The 23,342-nt window shown below is 68.2% G+C and carries 24 protein-coding genes; 15 read left to right on the top strand and 9 right to left on the bottom strand.

Annotation, left to right across the window (positions count from 1 at the left end):
* Positions 1-9: 9 nt before the first annotated feature.
* Positions 10-513, bottom strand: a complete 504-nt coding sequence (locus KBZ33_RS12135) for a hypothetical protein (RefSeq protein WP_254953400.1) — start codon at positions 511-513, stop codon at positions 10-12.
* A gap of 94 nt (positions 514-607) precedes the next feature.
* On the opposite strand from KBZ33_RS12135, the gene serA reads away from it, so the two are divergent.
* The 4 genes from serA (at position 608) to KBZ33_RS12115 (ending at position 4,036) form a co-directional block, all read left to right on the top strand.
* The gene (gene serA, locus KBZ33_RS12130; RefSeq protein WP_254953402.1) at positions 608-2,194 is read left to right on the top strand and encodes a phosphoglycerate dehydrogenase; all 1,587 of its coding nucleotides are present in this window, start codon (positions 608-610) and stop codon (positions 2,192-2,194) included.
* Complete coding sequence (gene prmA, locus KBZ33_RS12125; protein ID WP_254953404.1) at positions 2,194-3,138, top strand: 50S ribosomal protein L11 methyltransferase; 945 nt, start codon at positions 2,194-2,196, stop codon at positions 3,136-3,138. The genes serA and prmA overlap by 1 nt, the downstream gene beginning before the upstream one ends.
* 142 nt (positions 3,139-3,280) lie before the next feature.
* Complete coding sequence (locus tag KBZ33_RS12120) at positions 3,281-3,580, top strand: ferredoxin (RefSeq protein ID WP_094585612.1); 300 nt, start codon at positions 3,281-3,283, stop codon at positions 3,578-3,580.
* A 78-nt stretch (positions 3,581-3,658) separates the two neighbouring features.
* Positions 3,659-4,036 carry a hypothetical protein gene (locus tag KBZ33_RS12115; RefSeq protein WP_254953492.1) on the top strand — a complete coding sequence of 126 codons (378 nt, stop codon included), beginning with the start codon at positions 3,659-3,661 and terminating at the stop codon, positions 4,034-4,036.
* A gap of 70 nt (positions 4,037-4,106) precedes the next feature.
* Here the strand turns inward: KBZ33_RS12115 and psbV are convergent, their stop codons facing one another.
* Both psbV and rnz read right to left on the bottom strand, forming a co-directional pair.
* Positions 4,107-4,637: a photosystem II cytochrome c-550 gene (psbV, locus tag KBZ33_RS12110; RefSeq protein WP_254953406.1), complete on the bottom strand. Its 531-nt coding sequence runs from the start codon at positions 4,635-4,637 to the stop codon at positions 4,107-4,109.
* A 96-nt stretch (positions 4,638-4,733) separates the two neighbouring features.
* Positions 4,734-5,681, bottom strand: coding sequence for a ribonuclease Z (gene rnz / locus KBZ33_RS12105; protein WP_254953408.1), 948 nt, complete (start codon positions 5,679-5,681; stop codon positions 4,734-4,736).
* Positions 5,682-5,768: 87 nt separating this feature from the next.
* Here rnz and KBZ33_RS12100 point away from each other — a divergent pair, with 87 nt between their 5' ends.
* Both KBZ33_RS12100 and KBZ33_RS12095 read left to right on the top strand, forming a co-directional pair.
* Entirely contained in the window at positions 5,769-7,088 is a 1,320-nt protein-coding gene (locus KBZ33_RS12100) for a SpoIID/LytB domain-containing protein (RefSeq protein WP_261362413.1), read from the top strand.
* A complete protein-coding gene (locus KBZ33_RS12095; RefSeq protein ID WP_254953412.1) occupies positions 7,085-7,858 on the top strand; it encodes a glucosamine-6-phosphate deaminase in 774 nt (257 codons plus the stop codon). The genes KBZ33_RS12100 and KBZ33_RS12095 overlap by 4 nt, the downstream gene beginning before the upstream one ends.
* Before the next feature lie 16 nt (positions 7,859-7,874).
* On the opposite strand, the gene KBZ33_RS12090 is transcribed toward KBZ33_RS12095, so the two are convergent.
* Both KBZ33_RS12090 and truB read right to left on the bottom strand, forming a co-directional pair.
* Positions 7,875-8,651, bottom strand: coding sequence for a YebC/PmpR family DNA-binding transcriptional regulator (locus KBZ33_RS12090; RefSeq protein ID WP_254953414.1), 777 nt, complete (start codon positions 8,649-8,651; stop codon positions 7,875-7,877).
* Positions 8,652-8,669: 18 nt separating this feature from the next.
* Positions 8,670-9,593 (bottom strand): tRNA pseudouridine(55) synthase TruB, encoded by a 924-nt coding sequence (gene truB / locus KBZ33_RS12085; protein ID WP_254953416.1) that lies wholly within the window; start codon positions 9,591-9,593, stop codon positions 8,670-8,672.
* A 12-nt stretch (positions 9,594-9,605) separates the two neighbouring features.
* Here truB and KBZ33_RS12080 point away from each other — a divergent pair, with 12 nt between their 5' ends.
* Positions 9,606-10,361, top strand: a complete 756-nt coding sequence (locus tag KBZ33_RS12080; RefSeq protein ID WP_254953418.1) for a queuosine precursor transporter — start codon at positions 9,606-9,608, stop codon at positions 10,359-10,361.
* Here the strand turns inward: KBZ33_RS12080 and rpmA are convergent.
* Together rpmA and rplU are read right to left on the bottom strand one after the other, a co-directional pair.
* Positions 10,358-10,624 (bottom strand): 50S ribosomal protein L27, encoded by a 267-nt coding sequence (rpmA, locus tag KBZ33_RS12075; protein WP_254953420.1) that lies wholly within the window; start codon positions 10,622-10,624, stop codon positions 10,358-10,360. The genes KBZ33_RS12080 and rpmA overlap by 4 nt on opposite strands.
* A gap of 54 nt (positions 10,625-10,678) precedes the next feature.
* Positions 10,679-11,080 carry a 50S ribosomal protein L21 gene (gene rplU / locus KBZ33_RS12070; protein WP_254953422.1) on the bottom strand — a complete coding sequence of 134 codons (402 nt, stop codon included), beginning with the start codon at positions 11,078-11,080 and terminating at the stop codon, positions 10,679-10,681.
* Positions 11,081-11,229: 149 nt separating this feature from the next.
* Here rplU and KBZ33_RS12065 point away from each other — a divergent pair, with 149 nt between their 5' ends.
* Genes KBZ33_RS12065 through kaiC form a run of 3 tightly spaced genes read left to right on the top strand, consistent with a single transcriptional unit; the run spans position 11,230 to position 14,051 of the window.
* Complete coding sequence (locus KBZ33_RS12065) at positions 11,230-12,078, top strand: circadian clock protein KaiA (RefSeq protein WP_254953424.1); 849 nt, start codon at positions 11,230-11,232, stop codon at positions 12,076-12,078.
* Positions 12,079-12,087: 9 nt separating this feature from the next.
* A complete protein-coding gene (gene kaiB / locus KBZ33_RS12060) occupies positions 12,088-12,450 on the top strand; it encodes a circadian clock protein KaiB (RefSeq protein WP_254953426.1) in 363 nt (120 codons plus the stop codon).
* Positions 12,451-12,506: 56 nt separating this feature from the next.
* Complete coding sequence (gene kaiC, locus KBZ33_RS12055; RefSeq protein ID WP_254953428.1) at positions 12,507-14,051, top strand: circadian clock protein KaiC; 1,545 nt, start codon at positions 12,507-12,509, stop codon at positions 14,049-14,051.
* Positions 14,052-14,067: 16 nt separating this feature from the next.
* Here the strand turns inward: kaiC and KBZ33_RS12050 are convergent, their stop codons facing one another.
* Positions 14,068-16,122: an ATP-binding protein gene (locus KBZ33_RS12050; protein WP_254953430.1), complete on the bottom strand. Its 2,055-nt coding sequence runs from the start codon at positions 16,120-16,122 to the stop codon at positions 14,068-14,070.
* Positions 16,119-17,477, bottom strand: coding sequence for a phosphoribosylamine--glycine ligase (purD, locus tag KBZ33_RS12045; RefSeq protein ID WP_254953432.1), 1,359 nt, complete (start codon positions 17,475-17,477; stop codon positions 16,119-16,121). Before purD ends, KBZ33_RS12050 begins: the two co-directional genes overlap by 4 nt.
* Positions 17,478-17,797: 320 nt before the next feature.
* Here purD and KBZ33_RS12040 point away from each other — a divergent pair, with 320 nt between their 5' ends.
* From KBZ33_RS12040 to fabZ, 5 genes are all read left to right on the top strand, one after another.
* Positions 17,798-18,748, top strand: a complete 951-nt coding sequence (locus KBZ33_RS12040; RefSeq protein WP_254953434.1) for a hypothetical protein — start codon at positions 17,798-17,800, stop codon at positions 18,746-18,748.
* A complete protein-coding gene (gene purC / locus KBZ33_RS12035; protein ID WP_254953436.1) occupies positions 18,745-19,503 on the top strand; it encodes a phosphoribosylaminoimidazolesuccinocarboxamide synthase in 759 nt (252 codons plus the stop codon). The genes KBZ33_RS12040 and purC overlap by 4 nt, the downstream gene beginning before the upstream one ends.
* A gap of 43 nt (positions 19,504-19,546) precedes the next feature.
* Entirely contained in the window at positions 19,547-21,946 is a 2,400-nt protein-coding gene (locus KBZ33_RS12030) for a BamA/TamA family outer membrane protein (RefSeq protein WP_254953438.1), read from the top strand.
* A complete protein-coding gene (gene lpxC, locus KBZ33_RS12025) occupies positions 21,946-22,818 on the top strand; it encodes a UDP-3-O-acyl-N-acetylglucosamine deacetylase (protein ID WP_254953439.1) in 873 nt (290 codons plus the stop codon). Before KBZ33_RS12030 ends, lpxC begins: the two co-directional genes overlap by 1 nt.
* A 79-nt stretch (positions 22,819-22,897) precedes the next feature.
* Positions 22,898-23,326 (top strand): 3-hydroxyacyl-ACP dehydratase FabZ, encoded by a 429-nt coding sequence (fabZ, locus tag KBZ33_RS12020; RefSeq protein ID WP_254953493.1) that lies wholly within the window; start codon positions 22,898-22,900, stop codon positions 23,324-23,326.
* Positions 23,327-23,342 lie beyond the last annotated feature (16 nt).

Genomic DNA, 23,342 nt, shown 5'->3' with positions numbered 1-23,342 from the left:
CGCCCGATCTCAGGTGTCATCCAGCCGCACGACCGCCTTCGGTTGTGCCAGCTGGATGGTGCTCCAGGGGATCTCCCTCCCGGCGGGTACCTCCAGCAGCAGCAGCCAGCAGCCCTCCTCGAGCCGGTTGCGCAGAATGCGGATGCGGTCATCCTCCTCGGAGCTGACGCTGGCAGCGGCGGCGAAGCTGCCCATCCAGCCGGAGCCCATGCCCAGCAGGCCGCCGATCAGCGGTTCCCCGTAGGCCCCGGCGAAGCTGAAGGTGTGCAGATCCGTGATCTGGGTGAAGGTGAGACCGGCCAGAAAACCGAAGGGCAGCAACCAGCGGACCAGCGACTGCTGCCGCCGCCGCCGGGCCGTGGCCGGGTCCAGTCGCTCGACGTCCGACATGGTCGCCTCACCGCTGCCGATCGCCAGCACACGGGTCAGGGCCGGCTGAAGCGCCAGTAATCGATCCCGCAGCGCCTGCAGGCGATCGCGATCGTCCAACACGACCACCACACTCAGTGACATGGGCTCGTCTCCTCACCGCTCTCTACACTGCACCTCCGGCCTGCCCCTCTGGGGGCGTACCCCCCGCCCCCCGCCCCCCGCACCGCTGCCGGACATGACGAAGGTTCTGGTCTCCGATCCCATCGACCAGGCGGGGATTGACATCCTCTCCCAGGTTGCCCAAGTGGACGTGCGCACGGGTCTCAGCCCGGAGCAGCTGGTGGGCTGCATCGGCGCGTACGACGGCCTGATGATCCGCTCCGGCACCCAGGTGACCGCCGAGGTGATCGAGGCCGCCAGCCAGCTGCGCATCATCGGCCGGGCCGGCGTCGGGGTCGACAACGTCGATGTGCCAGCCGCCACCCGTCGCGGCGTCATCGTCGTGAATTCTCCAGAAGGCAACACGATCGCCGCCGCCGAGCATGCCCTGGCGCTGATGCTCTCCCTGTCGCGGCACGTGCCCCACGCCCACGCCAGCACCATGGCCGGCGGCTGGGACCGCAAGACCTACGTGGGCAACGAGCTTTACAAGAAAACCCTGGGCGTGGTCGGGCTCGGCAAGATCGGCTCCCACGTGGCCCGCGTCGCCCGGGCCCTGGGCATGGACGTGGCCGCCTACGACCCGTTCATCTCCGCCGAGCGGGCCCAGCTCCTGCAGGTGCGCCTGCTCGCCCTGCCCCAGCTGTTCGCCGAAGCCGACTACATCAGCCTGCACCTGCCCCGAACCCCGGACACCGAGAACCTGGTCAACGCGGCCCTGCTGGCCACGATGAAGCCCACCGCCCGGCTGGTGAACTGCGCCCGCGGCGGCATCATCGATGAACAGGCCCTGGCCGAGGCGGTGGACAACCGGGTGATCGCCGGCGCGGCGATCGACGTGTTTGCCAAAGAACCCCTGGCAGCCGATTCACCGCTGCGGCTGGTCAAGGAGCGGCTGATCCTCACCCCCCATCTGGGGGCCTCCACGGAGGAAGCCCAGGAGAACGTGGCCATCGACGTGGCCGAGCAGATCCGGGACGTGCTGCTGGGCCTGCCGGCCCGCAGCGCCGTCAACATCCCCGGCCTCACCGCCGAGGTGATGGAACAGCTGAAACCGCACCTGCAACTGGCCGAAACCCTCGGCCTGCTGCTCAGCCAGCTGGCCAGTGGCCAGATCAGCGAACTGGAGGTGCGGCTGCAGGGGGAATTCGCCTCCCACCCGGCCCAGCCCCTGGTGGTGGCGGCCCTCAAGGGCATCCTCTCGGCCGCCCTGGGCGACAGCATCAACTACGTCAACGCCACTCTCGAGGCCAAGGAGCGCGGCATCCACGTGCTTGAGGTGAAGGACGATGCCAGCCGCGACTTCGCCGGCGGCTCCCTCCAGCTGAGCTCCCGTAGCCCCCGCGGCAACCACAGCGTCACCGGCGCGGTGTTCACCGACGGGGAACTGCGCATCACCACCATCGACGAGTTCCCGGTGAACGTGACGCCGAGCCGTCACATGCTCTTCACGCGGCACCGGGACATGCCCGGCATCATCGGCCAGCTGGGCTCCCTGCTCGGCGAGCACAACGTCAACATCGCCTCGATGCAGGTGGGGCGCCGCATCGTGCGGGGCGACGCCGTGATGGTGCTGAGCCTCGATGACCCGATTCCCCCCAGCCTGCTGGCGGTGATCCACGACATCAACGGCATCCAGGCCGCCCATCCGGTCACCCTCTGATGGGCCTGGTCTGGTGGCGGCTGGAGATGGCCGCCCCTGCCGAACTGGAGGAATCCCTGCTCTGGAAGCTGCCGCTCCTGGGGGTGCCGCGGGTCGCCCTGCAGCATCCCCCCGAGGCGCCGGAGCGCCGCCAGTTGCTGGCCTGGCTGCCCGAAAGCGACTGGCCCGCCGACCAGCGGCTGGAGCTGGAGCGGGCCCTGGCCCCCCTGGGGGAACCCTTCAACCTGGTGCTGCCGGAGGTCCGCTGGCACCGCCAGGACGACGAGGACTGGAGCCTGAGCTGGAAGAGTCACTGGCGGCCCGATCCGGTGGGCGAGCGGCTGCTGGTGCTGCCGGCCTGGCTGGAGGTGCCGCCGGAGCAGGCCGATCGCCTGGTGATCCGCATCGATCCGGGCAGCGCCTTCGGCACCGGCAGCCACCCCACCACCCGCCTCTGCCTGGAGGCGCTCGAAGCCCTGGCCAGCGAACGGGAGCGGGCCGGCCTGGGGCCGGGCCTGCGGGAGCTGCGGGTGGCCGATCTGGGCTGCGGCAGCGGCATCCTGGGCCTGGCCGCCCTGCGGCTGGGGGCGGCGACCGTGGCGGCCGCCGACACCGACCCCCTGGCGGAGCGGGCGACCCGGGAGAACGCCGCCCTGAACGGCCTGGACGGCGCGCAGGCGCTGACGGTGACCACCGGGTCGGCGGAGTCCCTCTCGGAGCTGCTGGGGGGGCGCGGCGCCGATCTGTTGCTCTGCAACATCCTGGCGCCGGTGATCGAGGCCCTGATTCCCTGCTTTCCGCGCCTGCTGGGCCCCGGCGGGGTGGGCCTGCTCAGCGGTCTGCTGGTGGATCAGGCCCCTGGCCTGGAGAGGGATCTGCGGGCCGCGGGCTGGCGGGTGGAGCAGCGGGTCGAACAGGACCGCTGGGGCCTGCTGCGGATCCGCTCGGCCTCAGATGTTGCATAAGGCACGCTGATCTGTGTCCTGGCTTTGATTGGCCTTCCCGGCCTGCGAGGCCAAGATCGCCGGGAAAGCCCCCTGTCGGATGTAGGAAGGGCGGGTCCTTCAGGCCCTGGCTGCCGGGTGTCTGTGAGCTCCAATCTCTTCCATGGCTTCCTACAAGGTCACCCTCGTCAACGAGAGCGAGGGGCTGAACAAGACCATCGAGGTTCCTGACGACCAGTACATCCTCGACGCCGCCGAAGAGCAGGGCATTGATCTGCCCTACTCCTGCCGCGCCGGCGCCTGCTCCACCTGCGCTGGCAAGCTCACCGCCGGCACCGTCGACCAGTCAGACCAGAGCTTCCTCGACGACGACCAGATCGAGGCCGGCTTCGTCCTCACCTGCGTGGCCTACCCCACCTCCGACTGCACCATCAAGACCCACACCGAAGAAGAGCTCTACTGAGCTCCTCGCCGGGCGATTCGCGCGGATTGCCCCTTGAACCCCGTGTTCTTCTCCGCCACCCTCAGGGGTGGCTTTTTCATGTCACTCCTGGTGGACACCGTGCTGGCCTCCGGCAGCGAGCATCCCAGCCCCGGCGGCCAGTACAGCTACCGGGTCCTGGGGCCCTGCTGTCGCCTGTTCGATCGGGAGGAACTGCCCTGGCCCTGTTGCCGCCTGGCCTGGCGCAGCAAGGAACCCAGCTGGCGCCGCGTCGGCCGCCGCTTCGTGCCAGACCTGGCCGCCCGCCGCTGCCCCTCCTACGCCGTGGAGCTGCTCCAGCCGGGGTCCAGGCCCACTTGCACCATCATCACCCTGTTCCCCCAGCGGCTGGCCCCCGGCCTGCAGGAGTGGTGGTACAGCAAGCTGCCTGGGTCCCTGGAAGCCGGCAACCTGGCGCCTCCAGCCCCGGCACCCTGAATCCCCCCTCCCTGTCAGGCCATGAAAAAGCCGGCCAGCGCTGGGCTGCCGGCTGGAGAGTGCTAACGGCTCAGAAGTAGATCTTGCCGCCGCCCCACTGGATCCCCTGGACCTTGGGGGCCACCAGGATGTAGCCGGCGATCAGGCGCAGGTCCTCGTCGTCCAGGTCGCGCATCTTCACGAACACGTCGCTGCTGCGCAGGCTGGGATGCACGTCGGAAATGCTGTACTCCCCGTCGTAGGAGGTCGGGTCCTTCATGTAATCAACCAGGGCGTCGACCGAATCCCGGGGCGGGGTGGCCAGGGCGAGGGTCTCGGGATCCAGACCGACGTTCTGGTTGGTCTTGGTGATGCCGCCGGCGTGGCAGGTGCCGCAGCTGTCGTTGAAGAGCTTGCGGCCGCTCTTGACCTCCTTCTCTGTGAAGGTCACCAGGCTGCCGTCAGGGGACACCGGCACGGTGAGGTCGTCGGCGCTCCATTGGGCCGCTGCCGCGGGACCCGCGAAGCAGACCAGCAGGGCCAGGGGAAGGATCAGCAGGGTCCGGGCGATGGCACGGCGGAGGGCTGAAAAGGGGGCGGCTGAGAGAAAGAGGGGGGCCATGGAAGAAGCCGGCGAAATGGCGGTGGGACCGCAACTGAGACCTTGTATCACGGGCGATGGGTCCCCCGGAACCGAATCACGTGAACTGTTGCAGGCTCAGCCCGCCTCCCCCACCTCAAGGCTGAGGAAGTCCCTGGCCACAAGCGTCTCGGGGAAGATGGCTCGGGCCTCAGCCACCAGGTCGTCGGGGGTCATGGGATTCCCGGCCACGTAGCGAGGGCTGAGGTGGGTGAGCACCAGCCGCTTCACCCCCGCCTCCAGGGCGGTCTGGGCGGCCATGGTGCTGGTGGAGTGCTGGCGGGCGATGGCCAGTTCCGCTTCGCCGTGGGAGAAGGTGGATTCGTGGATCAGCAGATCGGCGCCACGGGCCAGGGCCACCGCCGCCTCACTGAACACCGTGTCGGTGCAGTACACGACGCTGCGGCCTGGCCGCGGCGGCCCGCACAGGGCCTCGCCGCGGATCACCCGGCCGTCGTCGAGGGTGACGCTGCGACCGGCCTTGAGTTCCCCATAGACCGGACCAGGGGGAACGCCCAGGGCCCTGGCCCGCTCCACGTCGAAGCGGCCGGGCCGCGGCTTCTGATCCACCCGGTAGGCATAGGCCGGCACCCGGTGGGTGAGGGCCGTGCAGCGCACCGTGATGTCGTCGTCATCGAGCACCAGGCTGCCCCGGGCCGCGGCCTCCTTCACCCGGTGGGTGCGCAGGGGGTAGCCGATGCGGGTGGAGGAGGTGCGCATCACCCCCTCCAGGTAGTCCCGCAGGGGATCCGGTCCGTAGAGATCGATCCCGCCACAGCTGCCGGCCAGGCCGAGGCTGGCCAGGAGTCCAGGCAGACCAAAGACGTGGTCACCGTGCATGTGGGTGACGAAGATGCGGCGCAGCTGCGACACCCGCAGCTCGCTGCGCAGGAACTGGTGCTGCGTTCCCTCGCCGCAATCGAACAACCACAGCTCGGCCCGCTGGGGCAGACGCAGGGCGACGGCAGAAACGTTACGGGCGCGGGTGGGAACACCAGAACTGGTTCCCAGAAAGGTGACCTGCACAACCCGGAGGCCTCAACGCGCATGCTGCCACGCCGCCAGCCGGTCTGGTGGCCGGCGCCGTAGCCATCGCCGAGAGAGCCGTCCAGAATGACCCGTTGTCGCTCGCGTCCACCCGTGTCCCTGCTCCGCTTCGGATGGCGCGCTGGTCTGCCCCTGGCGCTGCTCCCGGCCGCCTTGGCTTCGCCGGTGCCCATCGAGGCCAGGGCCCCGGCCCCCGTGGTGCGCGTGCTGCTGCAGGAAGCCCCCAGCCTGGAACTGGAGGCCGGCAGCGCCGCCCTGCGCCTGGGCGATGGCTCGGGGCGCACCCTGCTGGAGCTGGCCCCGGGGGGCCGGCTGCAGCTGGTCCGCAGCGGCGCGGCCCTGGAGGCGAGGCTGCAGGGGCCGGCCGGTGCTCCCCGGCGGCTGTCCCTGCCATCGGGTCAGGCCTGGATCGATCCCGCCCCGGCCCAGGGGAGCGAGGCCGTGCTGACCCTGCTGCAGCGCCGTTACCGCGGCCGGCTGCTGGTGCGCAGCGAGGGCGATCGGCTGCAGGCGATCAACCTGATCGATGTCGAGAGCTATCTGCCCAGCGTGGTGGGCAGCGAGATGCCGGCCAGCTGGCCGCAGGCGGCCCTGCGGGCCCAGGCGGTGGCGGCCCGCACCTACGCCCTGCGCCAACGCCGGCCGGCCGCCCCCTTCGACCTCAAGGCCACGGTGGCCAGCCAGGTCTACAAGGGGGTGGAGGCCGAAACCGACTCCACCCGTGAAGCGGTGCGCAGCACCCGCTCCCAGGTGCTGGTGCACGGTTCCGCCCTGATCAACGCGGTCTTCCACAGCAGCAGTGGCGGCCTGACCGAAAACAGCGGCGACATCTGGCGCCAGCAGCTCCCCTATCTGGTCAGCGTGCCCGATTTCGACCAGGCCAGCCCTGTCCATGCCTGGCAGCTGCGCGTCGAGCCCGACAAACTGACCAGGGCCTTCCGGGAGATCGATGGCGCCTTCCGCATCGAGGTGCTCTCCACCACCGGCTCCGGCCGCATCCGCCAGGCCCGGGTGACGGGACCGGGAGGCTCGCTGCTGCTCACGGGCGCCGAGCTGCGGCAGCGGCTGGGCCTGCGCAGCACCCTGGCCCGCTTCGACTTCGAGGCCCCCAGGGGCTACCCGTTCCCTCCCCCGCTGCCCTCCCTGCAGGGCGTGTTCACACCCGAGGGGATCCGCTCCCTGGCGTCCGGCATCGTCCAGGCCCCGTGGCGCACCCCCCGACCACCGGCCGCGCCAACGCTGCTGGTCAGCGGTCGCGGCTACGGCCACGGGGTGGGCATGAGCCAGTGGGGGGCCTACGGCCTGGCCCTGCGGGGCGAGGATTACCGCCAGATCCTGCAGCACTACTACCAGGGGGTCAGGATCCTCCCCTACGCCTCCCTTTGAGGCAGCACGCGACGCTCCACCCCATCAGTCCGGCCATCACGCCCGTCGTTCTGGCCGATGCGGCGGCGGTGGCCGAACGTGTGGCGGCCCTGCTGCTGGCGGATCGGCTGCGCCCGCAGTTCCCCCTGGGCTTGGCCACTGGACGCACCATGGCGCCGGTGTACGCGTCCCTGGCCCGACGGCTGGATCGGCTGGAGCCCGCCCTGGCCGCCAGGGTGCGGGACACCTGGTGCAGCTTCAACCTGGACGAGTACGTGGGGCTGACGCCCCAGGACCCCAGCTCCTTCGCCGCCACCATGGCCCGCCAGCTGGTGGCTCCCCTCGGCCTGGCCCTCGAGCGGGTGCAACTCCCCGATGGACAGGCCGCCGATCCGAAGGCCGAAGCCCATCGCTATGGCGCGGCCGTCGCCGCGGCCGGCGGCATCGGTCTGCAACTGCTGGGCCTGGGCCTCAACGGCCACGTGGGCTTCAACGAACCCCCCTCGGACCCTGGGATGGCCTGCCGCTGCGTGACACTCAGCGGCCACACCCGCCGCCAGAACGCTGGCGCCTTCGGGGGTGACCCCAACGCCGTTCCCGAACAGGCCATCACCCTGGGACTGGCCGAGATCCTCTCGGCCCGCCGGGTGCTGCTGGTGGTCACCGGCGCCGAGAAGGCGGCCATCCTGCGCCGTGCCCTCCAGGCCCCCCCCACAGCGGAGCTGCCCGCCAGCTGGCTGCAGCTCCATTCCGCCCTCACCGTGATCGCCGACGCCGACGCCATGGGCTGAGACGAAAGCGGCAGCGTCAGCCGAGCAGGACCGCTGCCATCAGGGCATCGTCCGCTTCGAGATTGGTGGTGACACTGCGCACGTCATCGAGATCCTCGAGCACATCCAGCATGCGCAGACAGGCGGCCAGCAGCGCCCCATCGTCAAGGCGGCAGGGGAGGGAGGCGATCCAGCGGTGCTCCCAACCTGCCAGCGGCAGGTCCAGATGCCTGAGCCCATCCTGGAGAGCTTCGAGATCGGCGTAGGCCCCGAACACATCGACCCCATCCGCGTCGATGGCGTAGCCCGCCGCCGCCGGTCCACCCCGCTCCTCCAGGATCAGCAGGCTCTCCAGCAAGGTCTCTTCATCGACACTGGGCAGGGCCAGTCGCACCACGGCCAGCTGCTCGAACAGGTAGCTGACGCAGCCGGTCTCGCCGAGATTGCCGCCATGCTTGCCGAAGGCCAGCCGCAGGTCGGCAGCGGTGCGGTTGCGGTTGTCGGTGAGGGCCTCCACCAGCACGGCCACCCCTCCCGGGCCGTAGCCCTCGTAGCGCACTGCCTCAAACAGCTCGGCGCCAGCACCCCCCTGACCGCTCCCCTTGGCAACCGCCCGGTCGATGTTGGCGTTGGGCAGCCCGGCCACCTTGGCCTTCTCGATGGCGGTTCGGAGCTGGAAGTTGCCGGCGGGATCGGCACCGGAGCGGGCCGCCACGGTGATCTCCCGGCCCAGCCGGGTGAAGAGGGCTCCCCGCTTGGCATCCACCACCGCCTTGGTGCGCTTGATCTGGGCCCATTTGCTGTGGCCGGCCATCGCGGTGTCGGGGGAGGTTCAACCGGCGGCGTCAAACACCAGCCGGGGCAGGAGCAGGCCCTTGCCATCGGCACGGGCGATGCCAGCCAGAGCGCCATCCGGCGTGAGCACGGCGACAGCCCCTTCTGGCAACTGCTCCACCGTACGGGGCAGCGCGCGGCCGCAACGCCAGGGGGACAGCTGGGCCGGATCGAGACGCTGGCGCGGCAGATCCACCAGCACCTCGAGGGGATCCAGCAGGGGGGGCATGGGGCCGCTGGCCAGGCGCTGCATGGAAATGGCCTGGTGCAGGCCGAAACCGAGGGCGGCGGTGCGGCGCAGGCTGGCCAGGGCACCACCGCAGCCCAGGGCCTCCCCCAGGTCCCTCGCCAGGGCGCGCACGTAGGTGCCGGCGGAACAACGCACCTGCAGCTCCAGGCGGCCGCTGGCCGGATCCCAGCCGAGCAGATCGAGGCCATGGATCAGCACCGGCCGCGCCGCCAGTGCCAGCTGTTCTCCCGCCCTGACCCGGGCGTAGGCCCGCTGGCCATCCACATGCACGGCGGAGACCTGGGGGGGAACCTGCAGGATCTCCCCCCGGAAGGGGGCCAGGGCCCGCTCCAGCTCTTCGAGGCCGAGGACCGGCACGGCCTGCTGCTCCAGCACCTCACCCTCAAGGTCATCGGTGCCCGTGCGGAGCCCCAGCTGCACGGTGCCGCGATAGGTCTTGTCGCCGGGGAGGTAGGGCAGCAAGCGGGTGGCCGGACCCAGAGCGATCGGCAACACGCCGGTGACCGCCGGATCCAGGGTGCCGCCATGGCCCACCCGCCGCAGGCCGCAGGCCCGCCGCACCCGGGCGACGACATCGTGGGAGGTCAGGCCGGCGGGTTTGTCGAGCACCAGGAAGCCGCAACCGTGGCGCGACGGGGGCGAAGGCGGCAGCCTGGTGGAACCTTCACCCATGCTCAAGCGCCGATGACGCTGCAGGACCGGCGCGAGCTGACCTTTCTGGTGCTGGCCGGCATCTTCCTGGGGACCATGGGCATGCTGAACATCCTCGGTCTGACCCGGTTCCTGACGTTGGGCAGCATCGGCTCCTTCCCGATCATCGTGGCGATCGGGGCCCTGCCGTACCCCGTCACCTTCCTCTGCACCGACCTGATCAGCGAGATCTGGGGCGAGCGACGCGCCTCCCAGGTGGTGTGGGTGGGTCTGATGCTCAATGGCTGGATCGTGCTGGTGCTCTGGCTGGGGGGCATCCTGCCGGGCCTGGACGGATTCGGTGGGGTGGCGGGGCTGCCGCCCGACCCCCAGGCCGCTGGGGTGCCGGTGTTCTTCGAGGTTCGCCGGCTGGCCTTCGGGGCCGTGGGGGCCTCCATGGCTGCGTACATGGCAGCCCAGTTCACCGACGTGCGCCTGTTCCATTTCTGGAAGCGTTTCAGCAACGGCAAGGCCCTGTGGCTACGCAACAACGGCTCCACCCTGATCAGCCAGATCGTGGATACCTCAGCCGTGGTGCTGATCAGCCACTACGCCGCCCATGTACTGCCGATCAGGGCCGGAGAGCCCGTGCTGCCCCAGCTGGGGGTGTTCATCGCCAGCGGATACGTGTTCAAGCTGGTGGCGGCCTTGGCCGACACCCTGCCCTTCTACCTACTGGTGGGCTGGCTGAGGCGCTATCTGGAGGTTCCGGGTGACGGCACGGAACTGGGCGAGGTGCCCCTGACTTAGGCAGCGACGGCGATGTTGATGCGCTTGCGGTTACGCAGGCCCCGCTTGATCGATTCGAACTTGACAACACCGTCCACCAGGGCGAACAGGGTGTCGTCGGAACCACGACCGACATTGACGCCGGGGATCACCGAGGTGCCGCGCTGACGGATCAGGATCGAACCGGCGCTGACGGTTTCACCGCCATAGCGCTTGACGCCGAGGCGCTTGGAATTGGAATCGCGGCCGTTACGGGTTGAGCCTGTGCCTTTCTTGTGGGCCATGGGGAGAGAGTGGGGGGCGGGAGAAAGAAGTGGACTGGACGCTGGGGGGCCCGATCAGGCGATCGCCTTGCCGCCCACCTTGATCGACTGGACCATGACGCGGGTGAGCTCCTGACGGTGACCGTTCTTGCGACGGGTTTTCTTCTTGGGACGCATCTTGTAAACGATGATCTTCTGGCCGCGGCGATGGGCCATCACCTTGAGATCCACCGTGGCACCCTCCACATAGGGCTGGCCGAGGGTGGTGCCGGACGCATCCTTCACAAGAAGCACGTTCTCCAGGGTGACAGTGCTGTCGACGTCCGCGCTGAGTCGATCAAGGTCGACGTAGCGATCGGTCTGGAGCCAGAACTGCTGGCCGGAGGCCTCGACGATGGCGTAAGCGCCGGTGCTGTCACTGGTCGCTGCTCCTGTCGCGGCTTCGCTGGAGAGGTCCTGCTGGGGGGCTTGGGTCATCACGTCAGGGGCGTGGCCAGGCTGGCGGCAGGGAGCCGCCATTGGGCCTGGGCGCACGGAATCGAAAGACAGAACTAAGATCTTCACGTCTGGGGCTACCTTCCGTCAAGATTCAGCTCGACCAGGGGAGCACCCCGCCGCAGCGGTCGATGCCCCAACCGGTTCTCAACATCCTCACCGTCATCCAGAGCCCTGCTCTGCAGGAGGCCTGTCTTCAGTGTCTCAAAGGTGGGCGCTACCACCTGGTGCAGGTTGACCCTGCCACCGAACCCATCGTGCCATTGGAGCAGCGCTGCGAGGACGTCGACGGCCTGCTGCTCGAGGAGGGTGCCGTGGAGACAAGCTTTTTCAGCACCCTGCATGAGCGGGGGCTGGAACTACCGGCCGTGCTGATCGGGCCTGTCACTGGTGATGTGCTGTTCCATGGAGCTGAAGTCCGCCTGCCCCCCGACCAGCTGGAGCAACTGAGCTACAGCCTCGATGCTGCCGTTTCCCGGTTCCTGCGCCACCACACCCCGCCAGCCAGCAGCGAAGCCCAGGCGACCACCCCCGACGGCTGGAAACTGTCCAACCGGCTGAACGGTCGCCTCGGGTACCTGAGCGTCTACTACAAGCGGGACCCCTCCCGTTTCCTGCGCAACCTGGAAGCCGAAGAGCGGAGCGAACTGCTCGACTCCCTGCGGCGCAGCTACCGCGATCTGCTGATCAGTTACTTCAAGAATCCGGCCACGGCCAACCAGGCGATCGAAAGCTTCGTGAACACCGCCTTCTTTGCCGATCTACCGATTACCAAGATGGTTGAGATCCACGTGAATCTGATCGAAGAGTTCTGGAAACAGCTCATGCTGAAGGGACAGAAGAACGATTTCCTGCAGGACTACCGGCTGGCCCTCCTCGATGTCATGGCCCACCTCTGCGAGATGTATCGGCGCTCTATTCCTCCGGACGTGCCAATCCTGACTGCCCCCATGCCCGAAGTAGCCAGCCCCATCGCCTAAGCCACCGCCATGACATTCCGCAAGACTTACATTCTCAAGCTCTACGTGGCAGGCAACACGCCCAATTCCATGCGGGCCCTGAAAACGCTACGCGACATCCTCGAATCCGAGTTCCGTGGGGTTTACGCCCTCAAGGTGATCGACGTTCTCAAAAATCCACAACTGGCCGAGGAAGACAAGATTCTGGCTACGCCCACCCTGGCGAAAATCCTGCCGCCACCCGTGCGGCGGATCATCGGCGATCTTTCCGACCGGGATCGGGTGTTGATCGGCCTCGATCTCCTCTACGAAGAACTCTCGGACGAGGACTTCAAGCTGGATATCGACGATCTCGAAGCGGGCGGTGAAGCCACCCCTCCCGAATCCTCCTGAGGCCGTCCTGACCAGGCCAACTCCCCAGCACACCCAGCCCCCCTTTCATCCCTTCGATGCCGGATCCCAACGACCACGACCCCGCCGCCAGCCGGATGCAGATGCAGAAGCTTCCCACGGGGATCGAAGGCTTCGATGACATCTGCCATGGTGGTCTGCCGATCGGCCGATCGACCTTGATCAGCGGCACCTCAGGGACAGGGAAAACGGTCTTCTCGTTGAATTTTCTCTGCAATGGGATCCGCCAGTTCAACGAACACGGAATTTTTGTCACCTTCGAGGAATCTCCTCTCGACATCCTTCGCAATGCCTCCAGCTTCGGTTGGAACCTGCAGGAAATGGTGGAGCAGAACAAGCTATTTGTCCTTGATGCCTCTCCGGATCCCGATGGCCAGGAAGTCTCAGGAAGTTTCGACCTTTCCGGCCTGATCGAACGGATCCACTACGCGATCCGGAAATACAAAGCGAAGCGTGTGGCGATCGATTCCATCACGGCCGTCTTTCAGCAGTACGACGCCATCTCCGTGGTGCGCCGGGAAATCTTCCGACTGATCGCCCGGCTCAAGGAGATCGGCGTCACCACGTTGATGACCACCGAACGGGTTGATGAGTACGGAGCCATCGCCCGCTACGGCGTCGAGGAGTTCGTCTCCGACAACGTGGTGATCCTGCGCAACGTACTGGAGGGGGAACGGCGGCGCCGCACGGTGGAGGTGCTCAAGCTCCGGGGCACCACCCATATGAAAGGGGAGTTCCCTTTCACCATGGGCAGCCACGGCATCAGTGTGTTCCCGCTGGGGGCGATGCGCCTCACCCAGCGCTCCTCCAACGTGCGCCTGAGTTCCGGCGTTCCCCGGCTGGATGAGATGTGCGGCGGGGGCTTCTTCAAGGACTCCATCATTCTGGCGACCGGCGCCACCGGCACCGGCAAGACCCTGCTGGTCAGCAAATTCGTGGAAGATGCCTGCCGCAGCAAGGAGCGCGCGATCCTGTTCGCCTACGAGGAATCCCGCGCCCAGCTGCTACGCAACGCCACCAGCTGGGGCATCGATTTTGAGCAGATGGAGCAGGACGGTCTGCTCAAGATCATCTGCGCCTATCCAGAGTCCACCGGCCTGGAGGATCACCTGCAGATCATCAAGACGGAGATCAGCGAGTTCAAACCGTCCAGGATGGCGATTGATTCCCTTTCCGCCCTGGCCAGGGGCGTCAGCCACAACGCCTTCAGGCAGTTTGTGATCGGGGTGACGGGATATGCGAAACAGGAGGAGATCGCGGGCTTCTTCACCAACACCTCCGAGGAGTTCATGGGCAGCCACTCGATCACCGATTCCCACATCTCCACCATCACCGACACCATTCTGCTGCTGCAGTATGTAGAGATCCGCGGCGAGATGGCCCGGGCCCTGAACGTGTTCAAGATGCGCGGCTCCTGGCACGACAAGGGCATCCGCGAGTTCGTGATCACGGGCAACGGACCGGAGATCAAGGATTCCTTCGCCAATTTCGAGCGCATCATCAGCGGTGTTCCCCACCGCATCACCACCGATGAACGGGCCGATTTGGGGCGCATCATGCGCAGCGTGGATGGGGAGAACTGACCAGGCGGACCATCACTCAAGCCACGGGAATTCGCCGTTCCTTGTCCATCTCAGCCATGGCCGAGGAGCGCTCCACCTGCACCTTCAATTCATCACCGTCGGCGTCCTCCAGGGGCAGATCGAACCAGAAGGTGGTGCCCACGCCAGGCTCGCTGGCCATCCGGGCCTGGCTGCCGTGTTTCTCAAGGATTCCCCTCACGATCGAGAGTCCCAGACCGGTGCCGGCCTCGGTATGTACGGCGTTCTCGACCCGGAAGAACCGCTCGAAGATCCGCGCCTGGTCGGCCTCGAAGATGCCACAGCCGCTGTCGGCAATCTCAACCCTCAGTCGGGGCAGGGGGGAGGTGAGAGAACAGGAGGGATGGTCGCCAGGGCTGGCGCCGGGGTCCAGCAGACAGTGGTCGGGCCAGGGGTAGGCCCGCAGCAGCAGCTGGCCACCTTCTTGGGTGAACTTGAGGGCGTTGCCCACCAGGTTGTCGAACACCTGGAGCAGCAGATCCCAGTTGCCACGGACCCGGGGCAGGTGCTGATCGCCGGCGAAGATCAGGATGACCCCCTTCTCCTCCGCGTTCAGCCGGTAGGTGCGCAGGGTCTGCTCCATGGCCGGAGCAAGGTCCATGGGCTCCAGCTGCCAGACCCGGTCCGACTCCAGCCGTGACAGGTCAAGCACATCCGTGACCAGCCGCGACAGACGGTCGGTTTCGGCGTTGGCGATGCTCAGGAATTCCTTCTGCTCTTCGGGGCTGAGCAGGTCGCCCATGTCGTGGAGCGTCTCCACGTAGCTCTTGATGTTGCAAAGGGGGGTGCGCAGCTCGTGGGAGACATTGCTGATGAAGCGGCTCTGGGCGGCATTCAGCTCCACCTCCCGGGTCAGGTCCTGGATGGTCATGGCGATGCCCTTGAGGCTCTCGCCACTGGCATCCCGCACCGACTGGAGCACGATGCGCAGGGTACGGGCGGGATCACCGAAACTGCAGCGCACCTCCGTGTTGTCCCGCTCGCTCAGGATCAGGCTCTCCAGCGGATCGTGCAGTTCCATCGCCAGCCGATCGGGCAATTCGCCGGCCAGTTCGCTGCCCTCCAGGTTGCGGCCCTCCCAGCGGAACAGGCGCCTGGCCGTTGGGTTGGCCAGAACGATGAGTCCTTCAGCGTCGAGCAGCACCGCCCCATCAGCCATGGTGGCGATCAGCGACTGTTGCTTGACCTGGGCGGCCGTGAGCTCCTCGATGTTGGCCGCCTTGTAGACCTCCAACTGGGAGGCCATGGTGTTGAACCCGTTGAGAAGCTCACCCAACTCCCCCCCCACCGGCAGGGCGATGCGGGTCTCGAAGTTGCCACCGGCAATCGAACGCACCCCCCGCAGGAGCTCCTTCACCGGCTGGGTGATGGTGAGGGCGTTGAACACCGAGCCCAGGATCACCAGCACCCAGATGGAGATGAACACCGCCACGGTCACTTCACGGGTGAGGGCGGCACTGGCCAGGAGCGTTTCGTTGGGGTTGATGCCCAGGGCCACCACGCCCAGATAGCGGCCGTCGCTCACCATCGGTACGAACACATCGGTGACCAGGCCGTCCGGGGTGAGGTGCTGGCGGATCAGGGGATTGTCGGGGCGGCGCTGGATGTCGGCAGGCAGCTCCAATCGGCGACTGAGTACCCGCTCACCCATGCCAGTGCTACCCCCCATGGGAATGCCCAGGTAGATCACACCGTCGGAATCGGCGAAGAAGATGTAGCGGAGGCTGCGGCTGGACTGCCAGAAGCGTTCGGCCACCGAGGCCAGTTCGCGGTCGTTGCCCTCCGCCACCAGGGGGGTGACATTGGCTGACAGCAGCAGCCCGAGGTCCCGGGCAAAGCGGGTGTCGCTCATCCGGGCATCGCGTTGGATGCCGTTGAGCGCCAGGAAGGTGATGCCCGTCATCAGCAGGCTCACCACGAGGGTGGCGACCGCCAGAAGTTTCGTCTGCAGGCTGAACTCAGCCCACCAGCGCCGCAGGCGCGCCTGCCAGAGGTTCAGGGAATCGGCCGGCTCGGCGCTGCTGCGGGCGGACCCAGGATCACTGAGCGTCATGGCCGCACCGGCGGTCGCGTCCGCACCTGGTGGCCGATGTCTCGGCGAAAGACCATGCCGTCGAAGCCCACCCGTCCCAGGCCGGCGTAGGCCCGCTCGAAGGCGGCGTCGAAGTCCTCGGCCTGGGCCACCACAGCCAGCACCCGCCCTCCAGCGGTGATCACGTGACCATCCTCATCCCGGCGACTGCCGGCGTGAAACAGCTGCAGATCCGGGTCGTCCGCCAGGTCGCCATGGATGAGATCACCACGACGCACCTCCCCGGGATAGCCCTCGGCGGCAGCGATCACGCAGGCACTGCAGCGGGGCTTGATCGTCAGGGGCGGGGCCCCCTCCAGATGGCCGGTGGCACAGGCGAGCAGCACCCGGGCCAGCTCCGGGCCCAGCAGCGGCATCAGGGTCTCGCATTCCGGGTCGCCGAAGCGGCAGTTGAACTCGATCACCCGCAGACCGTCCTCGGTGAGCATCAGGCCGGCGAAAATCACGCCGCGATAGTCGATGCCCCGGGAGCGCAGGGCCGCCAGGATCGGCTCCAGCACCAGCTGGCGCACCTGCTCCAGCCCTGCCCCATCCAGCAGCCGGGCGGGCGCGTAGGCCCCCATGCCGCCGGTGTTGGGCCCCGTGTCCCCCTCGCCGATGCGCTTGTGGTCCTGGGCCGGAGGCAGCAGCACCATGGTGCGGCCGTCCGTGAGGGCAAAGACCGACACCTCCGGGCCATGCAGCCGCTCCTCCAGCACCAGGGAGGGGGCGGCGTCGGTTCCGCCGGGAGCGCCGGTCTGGAAGCGGCCGGCGAACACCTCCTCGATGGCCTGGCGGCACTGATCCAGGCTGTCAGCCACCGTCACACCCTTACCGGCCGCCAGCCCATCGGCCTTCACCACCAGGGGGCGACCATGCCGCTCCAAAGCCTCCAGGGCCTCCTGCCGCGATGCTGCCGCCCAGTACCGCGCCGTGGGCACACCCGCTTCCCGCATCAGGTCCTTGGCCCAGCGCTTGCTGGCCTCCAGCAGGGCCCCATCCGCTCCAGGGCCGAAGACCGCCAGCCCCTCCGCCCGCAGCCGGTCCGCCAGACCGGCCGCCAGGGGTGCTTCCGGCCCCACCACCACCAGGTCAATGGCCCGCTCCCGGCAGGCCGTGGCCAGGGCCTCCTGGTCGGTTTCGGCGATGGCCAGCTGGACGCAGCCCGCCAGATCCGACGTGCCGCCGTTACCGGGAGCCACCAGCACCTGCTCCACCCCAGGACAGCGCGCCAGAGCCCAGCCCAGGGCGTTCTCGCGTCCACCACCGCCCACCACCAGGACCCGGGCCGGCACGGGGCCGACGGGGGGAACATCGGCGATGGTGGATGAAGCCATGGGCAGAAAGGGGGGCAGAAAAGGGGGGGGTGGATCGGGGAGGAGAGCTCCCCTAGGTTGAGCGCCGGCACGGGTGTTGCACCAGTTGCCTTCACCTGCCTTGCTGTCACTCCCGTTTGCCATTCTCTCCGACCGCCGCCTCGACCGCCGTCCCGCCCAGCGGATCCGGCCCAACCAATGGCCAGCCCCTGCGCGGGTGGTGGTGGCCGGCGCAGTGGCGGAAGTCGCTCCTGAGGACCCTCGGAGCCCTGGCCATCCTGGGCCTGTTCACGCCGCTGGGGGCTGCGGCATCGGAAGTGGCCCCAAAGCCGGCAGCGACGGTGGTCCCTGCCACTGATGCGGCGGAGGCCGGACCATCCGGGCCGACGCAGGAGCCCGAGGAACCGCCCCCACTGCTCAGCGAGAAGGCGTTTGCCGACCTGCTATACGACGGGGATTTGGAGCAGCTCGACGCGGCCTGTCGCCAGAGCGCCGAGGCCGGTCTGGGTGAGCGCCTGAGGCCGCTGCAGCAGCGGCTGCTGACGATCCATCCGGCTCCCCAGCCCCTGGAGGTGGTGCTGGCCAACGCCGACGTGCTGCTCAGCTGCCGGGCGCCCAGCCAGGCCATGGACGTGCTCAACCGCTTCGGCCCGGCCGCCGGGGCCGAGCGGGTGCAGTGGTTGCAGCTGCAGTGGCGCGCCGCCTCGGCAGGGCTGGACCACCGCCGGGCGGCCCTGGCCCTGGAGCGGCTGCGGCAAGAGAGCGGTACGTCCCTTGAGGCCATCACCCTGCCGCTGCAGCGCCGGGACGATGGCACCGTGATCAGTCGCTCAGCCCTGGAGCTCCTGGCCCTGCACCTGGAATCACGGGGCTTTCCCCGGGTCGGAGGCGAACTGCTGGTGCGAGCCCGCCAGGGCGGTCTGGCGGGCGCCCTGCGTCTGCAGCAGGCGGTGGCGCTGCTGGCGGAACTGCCGGCGCCGCAGCGGGAGGCCCTGCTGGAGGCAGCCCTCGACCAGGCGGCAGCGGCGGGGGCCTGGGGTCTGGTGGCGGAGCTGCTGGACACCCAGGCCGCCCTGCCCTCCGAGCGGGCCGTGGAGCGGCGCCTGCGGCTCAGCGGCCGCCTCGACGACGCCTACGGGGAATGGCGCTGGCGGCGCGAGGATCCGGCTTCAGCCCCCCGCACCCGCCAGTTGGAGATCCAGCTGCGCTCCCCCCGCGACCCCGGCAGCCATGCCGCCGATCTTCCGGTACCGGCGACGGAACCGGCCCCGACCACGACACCCGCCCCATGACCCTCTCCCCAGCCACCGGCCCCCTCCTCTACGAAGGCAAGGCCAAGCGGGTGTACGCCACCGACCAGGACGACCTGGTGGCTGTGGAGTACAAGGACGACGCCACGGCCTTCAATGCCCTCAAGAAGGCCCAGCTGCTCGGCAAGGGGGCCCTCAACTGCCGCATCTCCGCCCTGCTGTTCGAACACCTGGAGCGGCTGGGGGTGCCCACCCACTACCTGGGCCTGCAGGGGGACCACTGGATGATGGTGCGGCCGGTGCGGGTGGTGCCGGTGGAAGTGGTGGTGCGCAACGTGGCCGCCGGTTCCCTCTGCCGCCAGATGCCGATCCCGGCGGGCACCCCACTGGATCCGCCCTTGCTGGATCTGTACTACAAAGATGACGCCCTGGGTGATCCCCTGCTCAGCGAAGCGCGTCTGGAGCGGCTCCAGCTGGTGACGCCCGCCCAGCTGCAGGCGATCCGTGAACTAGCCTTCCGCGTCAACGAGGGCTTGCGCCAGCTGTTCGCCCAGGTGGGGCTCGAACTGGTGGATTTCAAGATCGAACTGGGGTTCACCACCACCGGCGAACTGGTTGTGGCGGACGAGATCAGCCCCGACACCTGCCGCCTCTGGAACCGGTCGGTGAGCGATGCCGAGGCAAGGATTCTGGACAAGGACCGTTTCCGCCAGGACCTGGGCGGTGTTGTCGAGGCCTACGGGGAGGTCCTCAAACGGGTCCAAGGGGTCTGTCCCCAACCGCGGGTCTACGGGTAAGGTCAGCGGAATTTGCGGCCTGGCCGCTCTGCAGACGACATCCATGCTTGGCGTTCGCCTCGGCAGGCCCCACACCCTTCGAAGCGTCACGCTCCGGGCGGCGACCGCCTCCCTGCCACTGCTCGTGGCCCTGCTGCTGACAGGCGGCCAGGCCAGGGCGGACGAGAGTCCGCCAACCAAGCGCGAGGGGCAGGCTCCCGTGCCCTCGCTGGCCCAGGCCGGAGCCGATCCTTTCGCCGCACCGGCCGACGTCGCCCCTGCCCCATCCGGCACCCCAGAGGCTCCCGCCCCCGGAGCCACCCCCACCAGCCCAGCCGTTCCCGCCCCTGGAGCCACCCCCAGCGCCCCTGCCGCCAGCGACGACAGGCCCGGCAAACCCACCCTGGGTCCAGCCCCCACGCCCGCCGCATCGGCCGAGCCCCGGGTGCTGATCAGCGAGGTGGTGATCGAAGGCCTGGCGGATCATCCAGAGAGCGAGCGGCTGGAGCTGGCCACCTATGCCGCCATGGCGGTGACCCCAGGCAACGCGATCACCCGCAGCGAACTGGAAACGGATCTGCAGGCCATCTACGCCACCGGCTGGTTCTCCGACGTGCGGATCCAGCCCCAGGACGGCCCCCTCGGGGTGAGGTTGGTGGTCTCGGTGGTGCCCAACCCGGTGCTCACCAAGGTGAGCCTCGATCCCACCGACGCCAAGCTGCCCGAGACGGTGCTGCAGGACACCTTCGCCGGTGACTACGGCAAGACCCTCAACCTGGTCACCCTGCAGGGCCGCATGCAGGAACTGCAGAAGTGGTACGCCGACCAGGGCTTCTCCCTGGCCCGCGTCACCGGACCCTCCAGGGTGGGCCCGGATGGCAACGTTCAGCTGCTGGTGCGCCAGGGCACGGTGAAGGGCGTGGAGGTCCAGTTCCTCAACAAGGAGGGATCGGCCACCAACGACAAGGGCCAGCCGATCAAGGGCAAGACGAAGGAATGGGTGATCACCCGTGAGATCTCGATCAAGACCGGCGAAGTCTTCAATCGCCGCAACCTGGAGGACGACCTCAAGCGTCTGTACGGCACCGGACTGTTCAGCGACGTCAAGGTGACCCTGCGTCCCGAACCGGAGGATCCCGGCTCGGTGGTGATCGTGCTGGGGGTTGTCGAGCAGTCGACCGGTTCCCTTTCCGGTGGTCTGGGCTACAGCCAGAGCCAGGGTGTCTTCGGCCAGATCCAGGTGCAGGACAGCAACCTGTTCGGCCGCGCCTGGGATCTCTCCACAAGCTTCACCTACGGCCAGTTCGGCGGCCTGGCCGACATCTCCTTCAGCGACCCCTGGATCAAGGGGGACCGGTTCCGGACCGCCTTCCGTGTGAAAGCCTTCATCAGCCGGGATGCCCCCCAGGTCTTCCAGAGCCAGGACAACGGCAACATCTTCACCGTCTCCGACTTCTATCGGGCCCCTGGCACCCAGGTGGCTTACAACATTTTTTCGCCGTTCAACCCCCTCCTGGATGTCTTCCCGTCGGTGACGGCGGCCCGCATCGCCTCTGAAGTCAGCGGCCAGAACCTCAGCTGGTTCCAGTTCGACGGCAACAGCGTCCTGATCCAGCGCGTCGGCGCCAACGTCCAGTTCGTGCGGCCCCTCAACGGTGGCAACCCCTTCAAGCGGGCTCCCTGGACCGTGCTGCTGGGTCTGACCGGCCAGGTCGCCACACCGATGGACTTCTCCGGCACCTCCCGCCGCTTCGGTCTAGCCACCCCGAACGAGTCCACCGCTCTGTTCACGGTTCCCACCAGCTCGGTCATCTGCCTCGCCTACAACTGCGCGGCTAGCAACCAGCTGCTGGGCCTGCGGCTGGCGGCGACGATGAGCACCCTCAACGACCCCCGCAACCCCACCAGCGGCAACTTCATCAGCCTCGGCACCGAACAGTTCTTCTCGGTTGGACCTGACTCCCCCACCTTCAACCGGCTGCGGGGCAGCTTCACCCACTTCATCCCGGTCCGCTGGCTGAAGTTCTACAAGGGGTGCCGGCCCAAGGCCGGCGAAACCGAAGACTGCAAACAGGCCCTGGCCTTCCAGATGTCCGCCGGCACGGTGGTCGGCGATCTGCCGCCCTATGAGGCCTTCTGTCTGGGCGGCGGCAACTCGGTGCGGGGTTACTTCGACTGCGATCTCGGGGTGGGCCGCAGCTTCGGCGAAGCCACGATCGAGTACCGGTTCCCCCTGTTCAGCATCGTCAGCGGCGAGCTGTTCATTGATGGCGGCACCACCTTCGGCAGCCAGACGCGCGTACCAGGCAACCTGGGCGGCCTGCTCAACAAGCCGGGCTCCGGCTTCTCGATCGGCACCGGCCTGATCGTCACCACCCCCGTTGGCCCACTGCGCCTGGAGGTGGCCAGCCAGGACTTCACGGGCGAGTGGCGCTTCAACCTCGGCGTGGGCTGGAAGTTCTAGTGACCAGCTGGCCCAGCGACTACCGCCAGGCCTGGACCCTGAGTTCCTCCGTGGAGCGCAGCGGGGTCGGGCTGCACAGCGGCGCCCTCTCCCGCGTCCGCCTCGGCCCCTCGGAACGGCCGGGCTACTGGCTGGGCTGGCTGGACGCCCCGCAACGGCCGCTGCAGCAACTGGGCCCAGAGCAGGTGAGCGACACCCGCCTGTGCACCTGCCTGCAGTTGGGGGATCGCCGTCTGGCGACGGTGGAGCACCTGCTCGCGGCCCTCGCCGGCACCGGCGTGAGCCAGGCGGAGCTGCTGGTGGAAGGGGTGGAGATCCCCCTCCTGGACGGCTCGGGGCTTCCCTGGGTGGCTGCCATCGGAGAGGCGGGGCTCAGCAGCCGGGGGGAGCGCCTTGAGCCCCCCCTGCCGCCCCTGCCCCTCACCCTTCAGCAGGGCCAGAGTTTCGTGGTGGCCCTGCCGGCCGACCAGCTGCGCCTGGCGGCTGCCATCGACTTTCCCCAGCCTGCCATCGGCCGCCAGCTCTACAGCCTGGATCTCACCCCGGAGCGCTTCGTGGCGGAGATCGCCCCGGCTCGCACCTTCGGCTTCCGGGAGCAGGTGGAGCAGCTGCTGGCCGCGGGCCTGATCCGCGGCGGCGCCCTCGACAATGCCCTGGTCTGTGACGGCGACGGCTGGGTCAATCCACCGCTGCGCTTCGGCGACGAACCGGTGCGCCATAAGCTGCTGGACCTGCTGGGAGATCTGGCGTTGGTGGGCCTGCCACGGGCCCACGTCTTTGCCTACCGCGGTTCCCATGGCCTGCACACCGCCCTAGCCGCGGCCCTTGCGGCCCAGGCACCCCGCCTGCCCGTGCCCGTTCCGACCCACTGATTCCTTGACCGTTCTCCCCTCCGCCGCTCCCGAGGCCGCCCCAGCCACCCGCCCCGCCGCCGATACGGCACGGGCCGTGGTGCTCAGCAGCGAGCAGATCCTCAATCTGCTCCCCCATCGCTATCCCTTCGCCCTGGTGGATCGGGTGGTGGAGTACATCCCCGGCAAGCGGGCGGTGGCTCTCAAGAACGTCACCATCAACGAGCCGCAGTTCCAGGGCCATTTTCCGGGACGCCCCCTGATGCCCGGCGTCCTGATCGTCGAGGCCATGGCCCAGGTGGGGGGCTTGATCGTCACCCAGATGCCCGATCTGCCCAAGGGCCTGTTCGTCTTCGCGGGCATCGACGGGGTGCGCTTCCGGCGCCCCGTGGTCCCAGGCGATCAGCTTCTGATCACCTGCGAACTGCTCAGCCTGAAACGCAAACGTTTCGGCAAGGTGCACGCCATTGCCACGGTCGATGGCGAGCGGGTCTGCTCGGGCGAGCTGATGTTCTCGCTCGTGGACTGACGCGATGTCGAGTGCA

This window comes from Cyanobium sp. Cruz-8D1 (assembly GCF_024345975.1).
GTDB lineage: Bacteria > Cyanobacteriota > Cyanobacteriia > PCC-6307 > Cyanobiaceae > Cyanobium.
This window is presented reverse-complemented; position numbering and strand designations above follow the sequence as displayed.

Excerpts from the sequence above, each read along its gene's own strand:
- KBZ33_RS12120 (WP_094585612.1), top strand. The coding sequence starts at position 3,281 with ATGGCTTCCTACAAGGTCACCCTCGTCAACGAGAGCGAGGGGCTGAAC.
- psbV (WP_254953406.1), bottom strand. The coding sequence starts at position 4,637 with ATGGCCCCCCTCTTTCTCTCAGCCGCCCCCTTTTCAGCCCTCCGCCGT.
- KBZ33_RS12135 (WP_254953400.1), bottom strand. The coding sequence starts at position 513 with ATGTCACTGAGTGTGGTGGTCGTGTTGGACGATCGCGATCGCCTGCAG.
- rpmA (WP_254953420.1), bottom strand. The coding sequence starts at position 10,624 with ATGGCCCACAAGAAAGGCACAGGCTCAACCCGTAACGGCCGCGATTCC.
- prmA (WP_254953404.1), top strand. The coding sequence starts at position 2,194 with ATGGGCCTGGTCTGGTGGCGGCTGGAGATGGCCGCCCCTGCCGAACTG.
- serA (WP_254953402.1), top strand. The coding sequence starts at position 608 with ATGACGAAGGTTCTGGTCTCCGATCCCATCGACCAGGCGGGGATTGAC.
- rplU (WP_254953422.1), bottom strand. The coding sequence starts at position 11,080 with ATGACCCAAGCCCCCCAGCAGGACCTCTCCAGCGAAGCCGCGACAGGA.
- KBZ33_RS12050 (WP_254953430.1), bottom strand. The coding sequence starts at position 16,122 with ATGACGCTCAGTGATCCTGGGTCCGCCCGCAGCAGCGCCGAGCCGGCC.
- KBZ33_RS12030 (WP_254953438.1), top strand. The coding sequence starts at position 19,547 with ATGCTTGGCGTTCGCCTCGGCAGGCCCCACACCCTTCGAAGCGTCACG.
- truB (WP_254953416.1), bottom strand. The coding sequence starts at position 9,593 with ATGGGTGAAGGTTCCACCAGGCTGCCGCCTTCGCCCCCGTCGCGCCAC.
- purC (WP_254953436.1), top strand. The coding sequence starts at position 18,745 with ATGACCCTCTCCCCAGCCACCGGCCCCCTCCTCTACGAAGGCAAGGCC.
- KBZ33_RS12100 (WP_261362413.1), top strand. The coding sequence starts at position 5,769 with ATGACCCGTTGTCGCTCGCGTCCACCCGTGTCCCTGCTCCGCTTCGGA.
- kaiC (WP_254953428.1), top strand. The coding sequence starts at position 12,507 with ATGCCGGATCCCAACGACCACGACCCCGCCGCCAGCCGGATGCAGATG.
- KBZ33_RS12115 (WP_254953492.1), top strand. The coding sequence starts at position 3,659 with ATGTCACTCCTGGTGGACACCGTGCTGGCCTCCGGCAGCGAGCATCCC.
- kaiB (WP_254953426.1), top strand. The coding sequence starts at position 12,088 with ATGACATTCCGCAAGACTTACATTCTCAAGCTCTACGTGGCAGGCAAC.
- KBZ33_RS12080 (WP_254953418.1), top strand. The coding sequence starts at position 9,606 with ATGACGCTGCAGGACCGGCGCGAGCTGACCTTTCTGGTGCTGGCCGGC.
- KBZ33_RS12065 (WP_254953424.1), top strand. The coding sequence starts at position 11,230 with ATGCCCCAACCGGTTCTCAACATCCTCACCGTCATCCAGAGCCCTGCT.
- KBZ33_RS12090 (WP_254953414.1), bottom strand. The coding sequence starts at position 8,651 with ATGGCCGGCCACAGCAAATGGGCCCAGATCAAGCGCACCAAGGCGGTG.
- purD (WP_254953432.1), bottom strand. The coding sequence starts at position 17,477 with ATGGCTTCATCCACCATCGCCGATGTTCCCCCCGTCGGCCCCGTGCCG.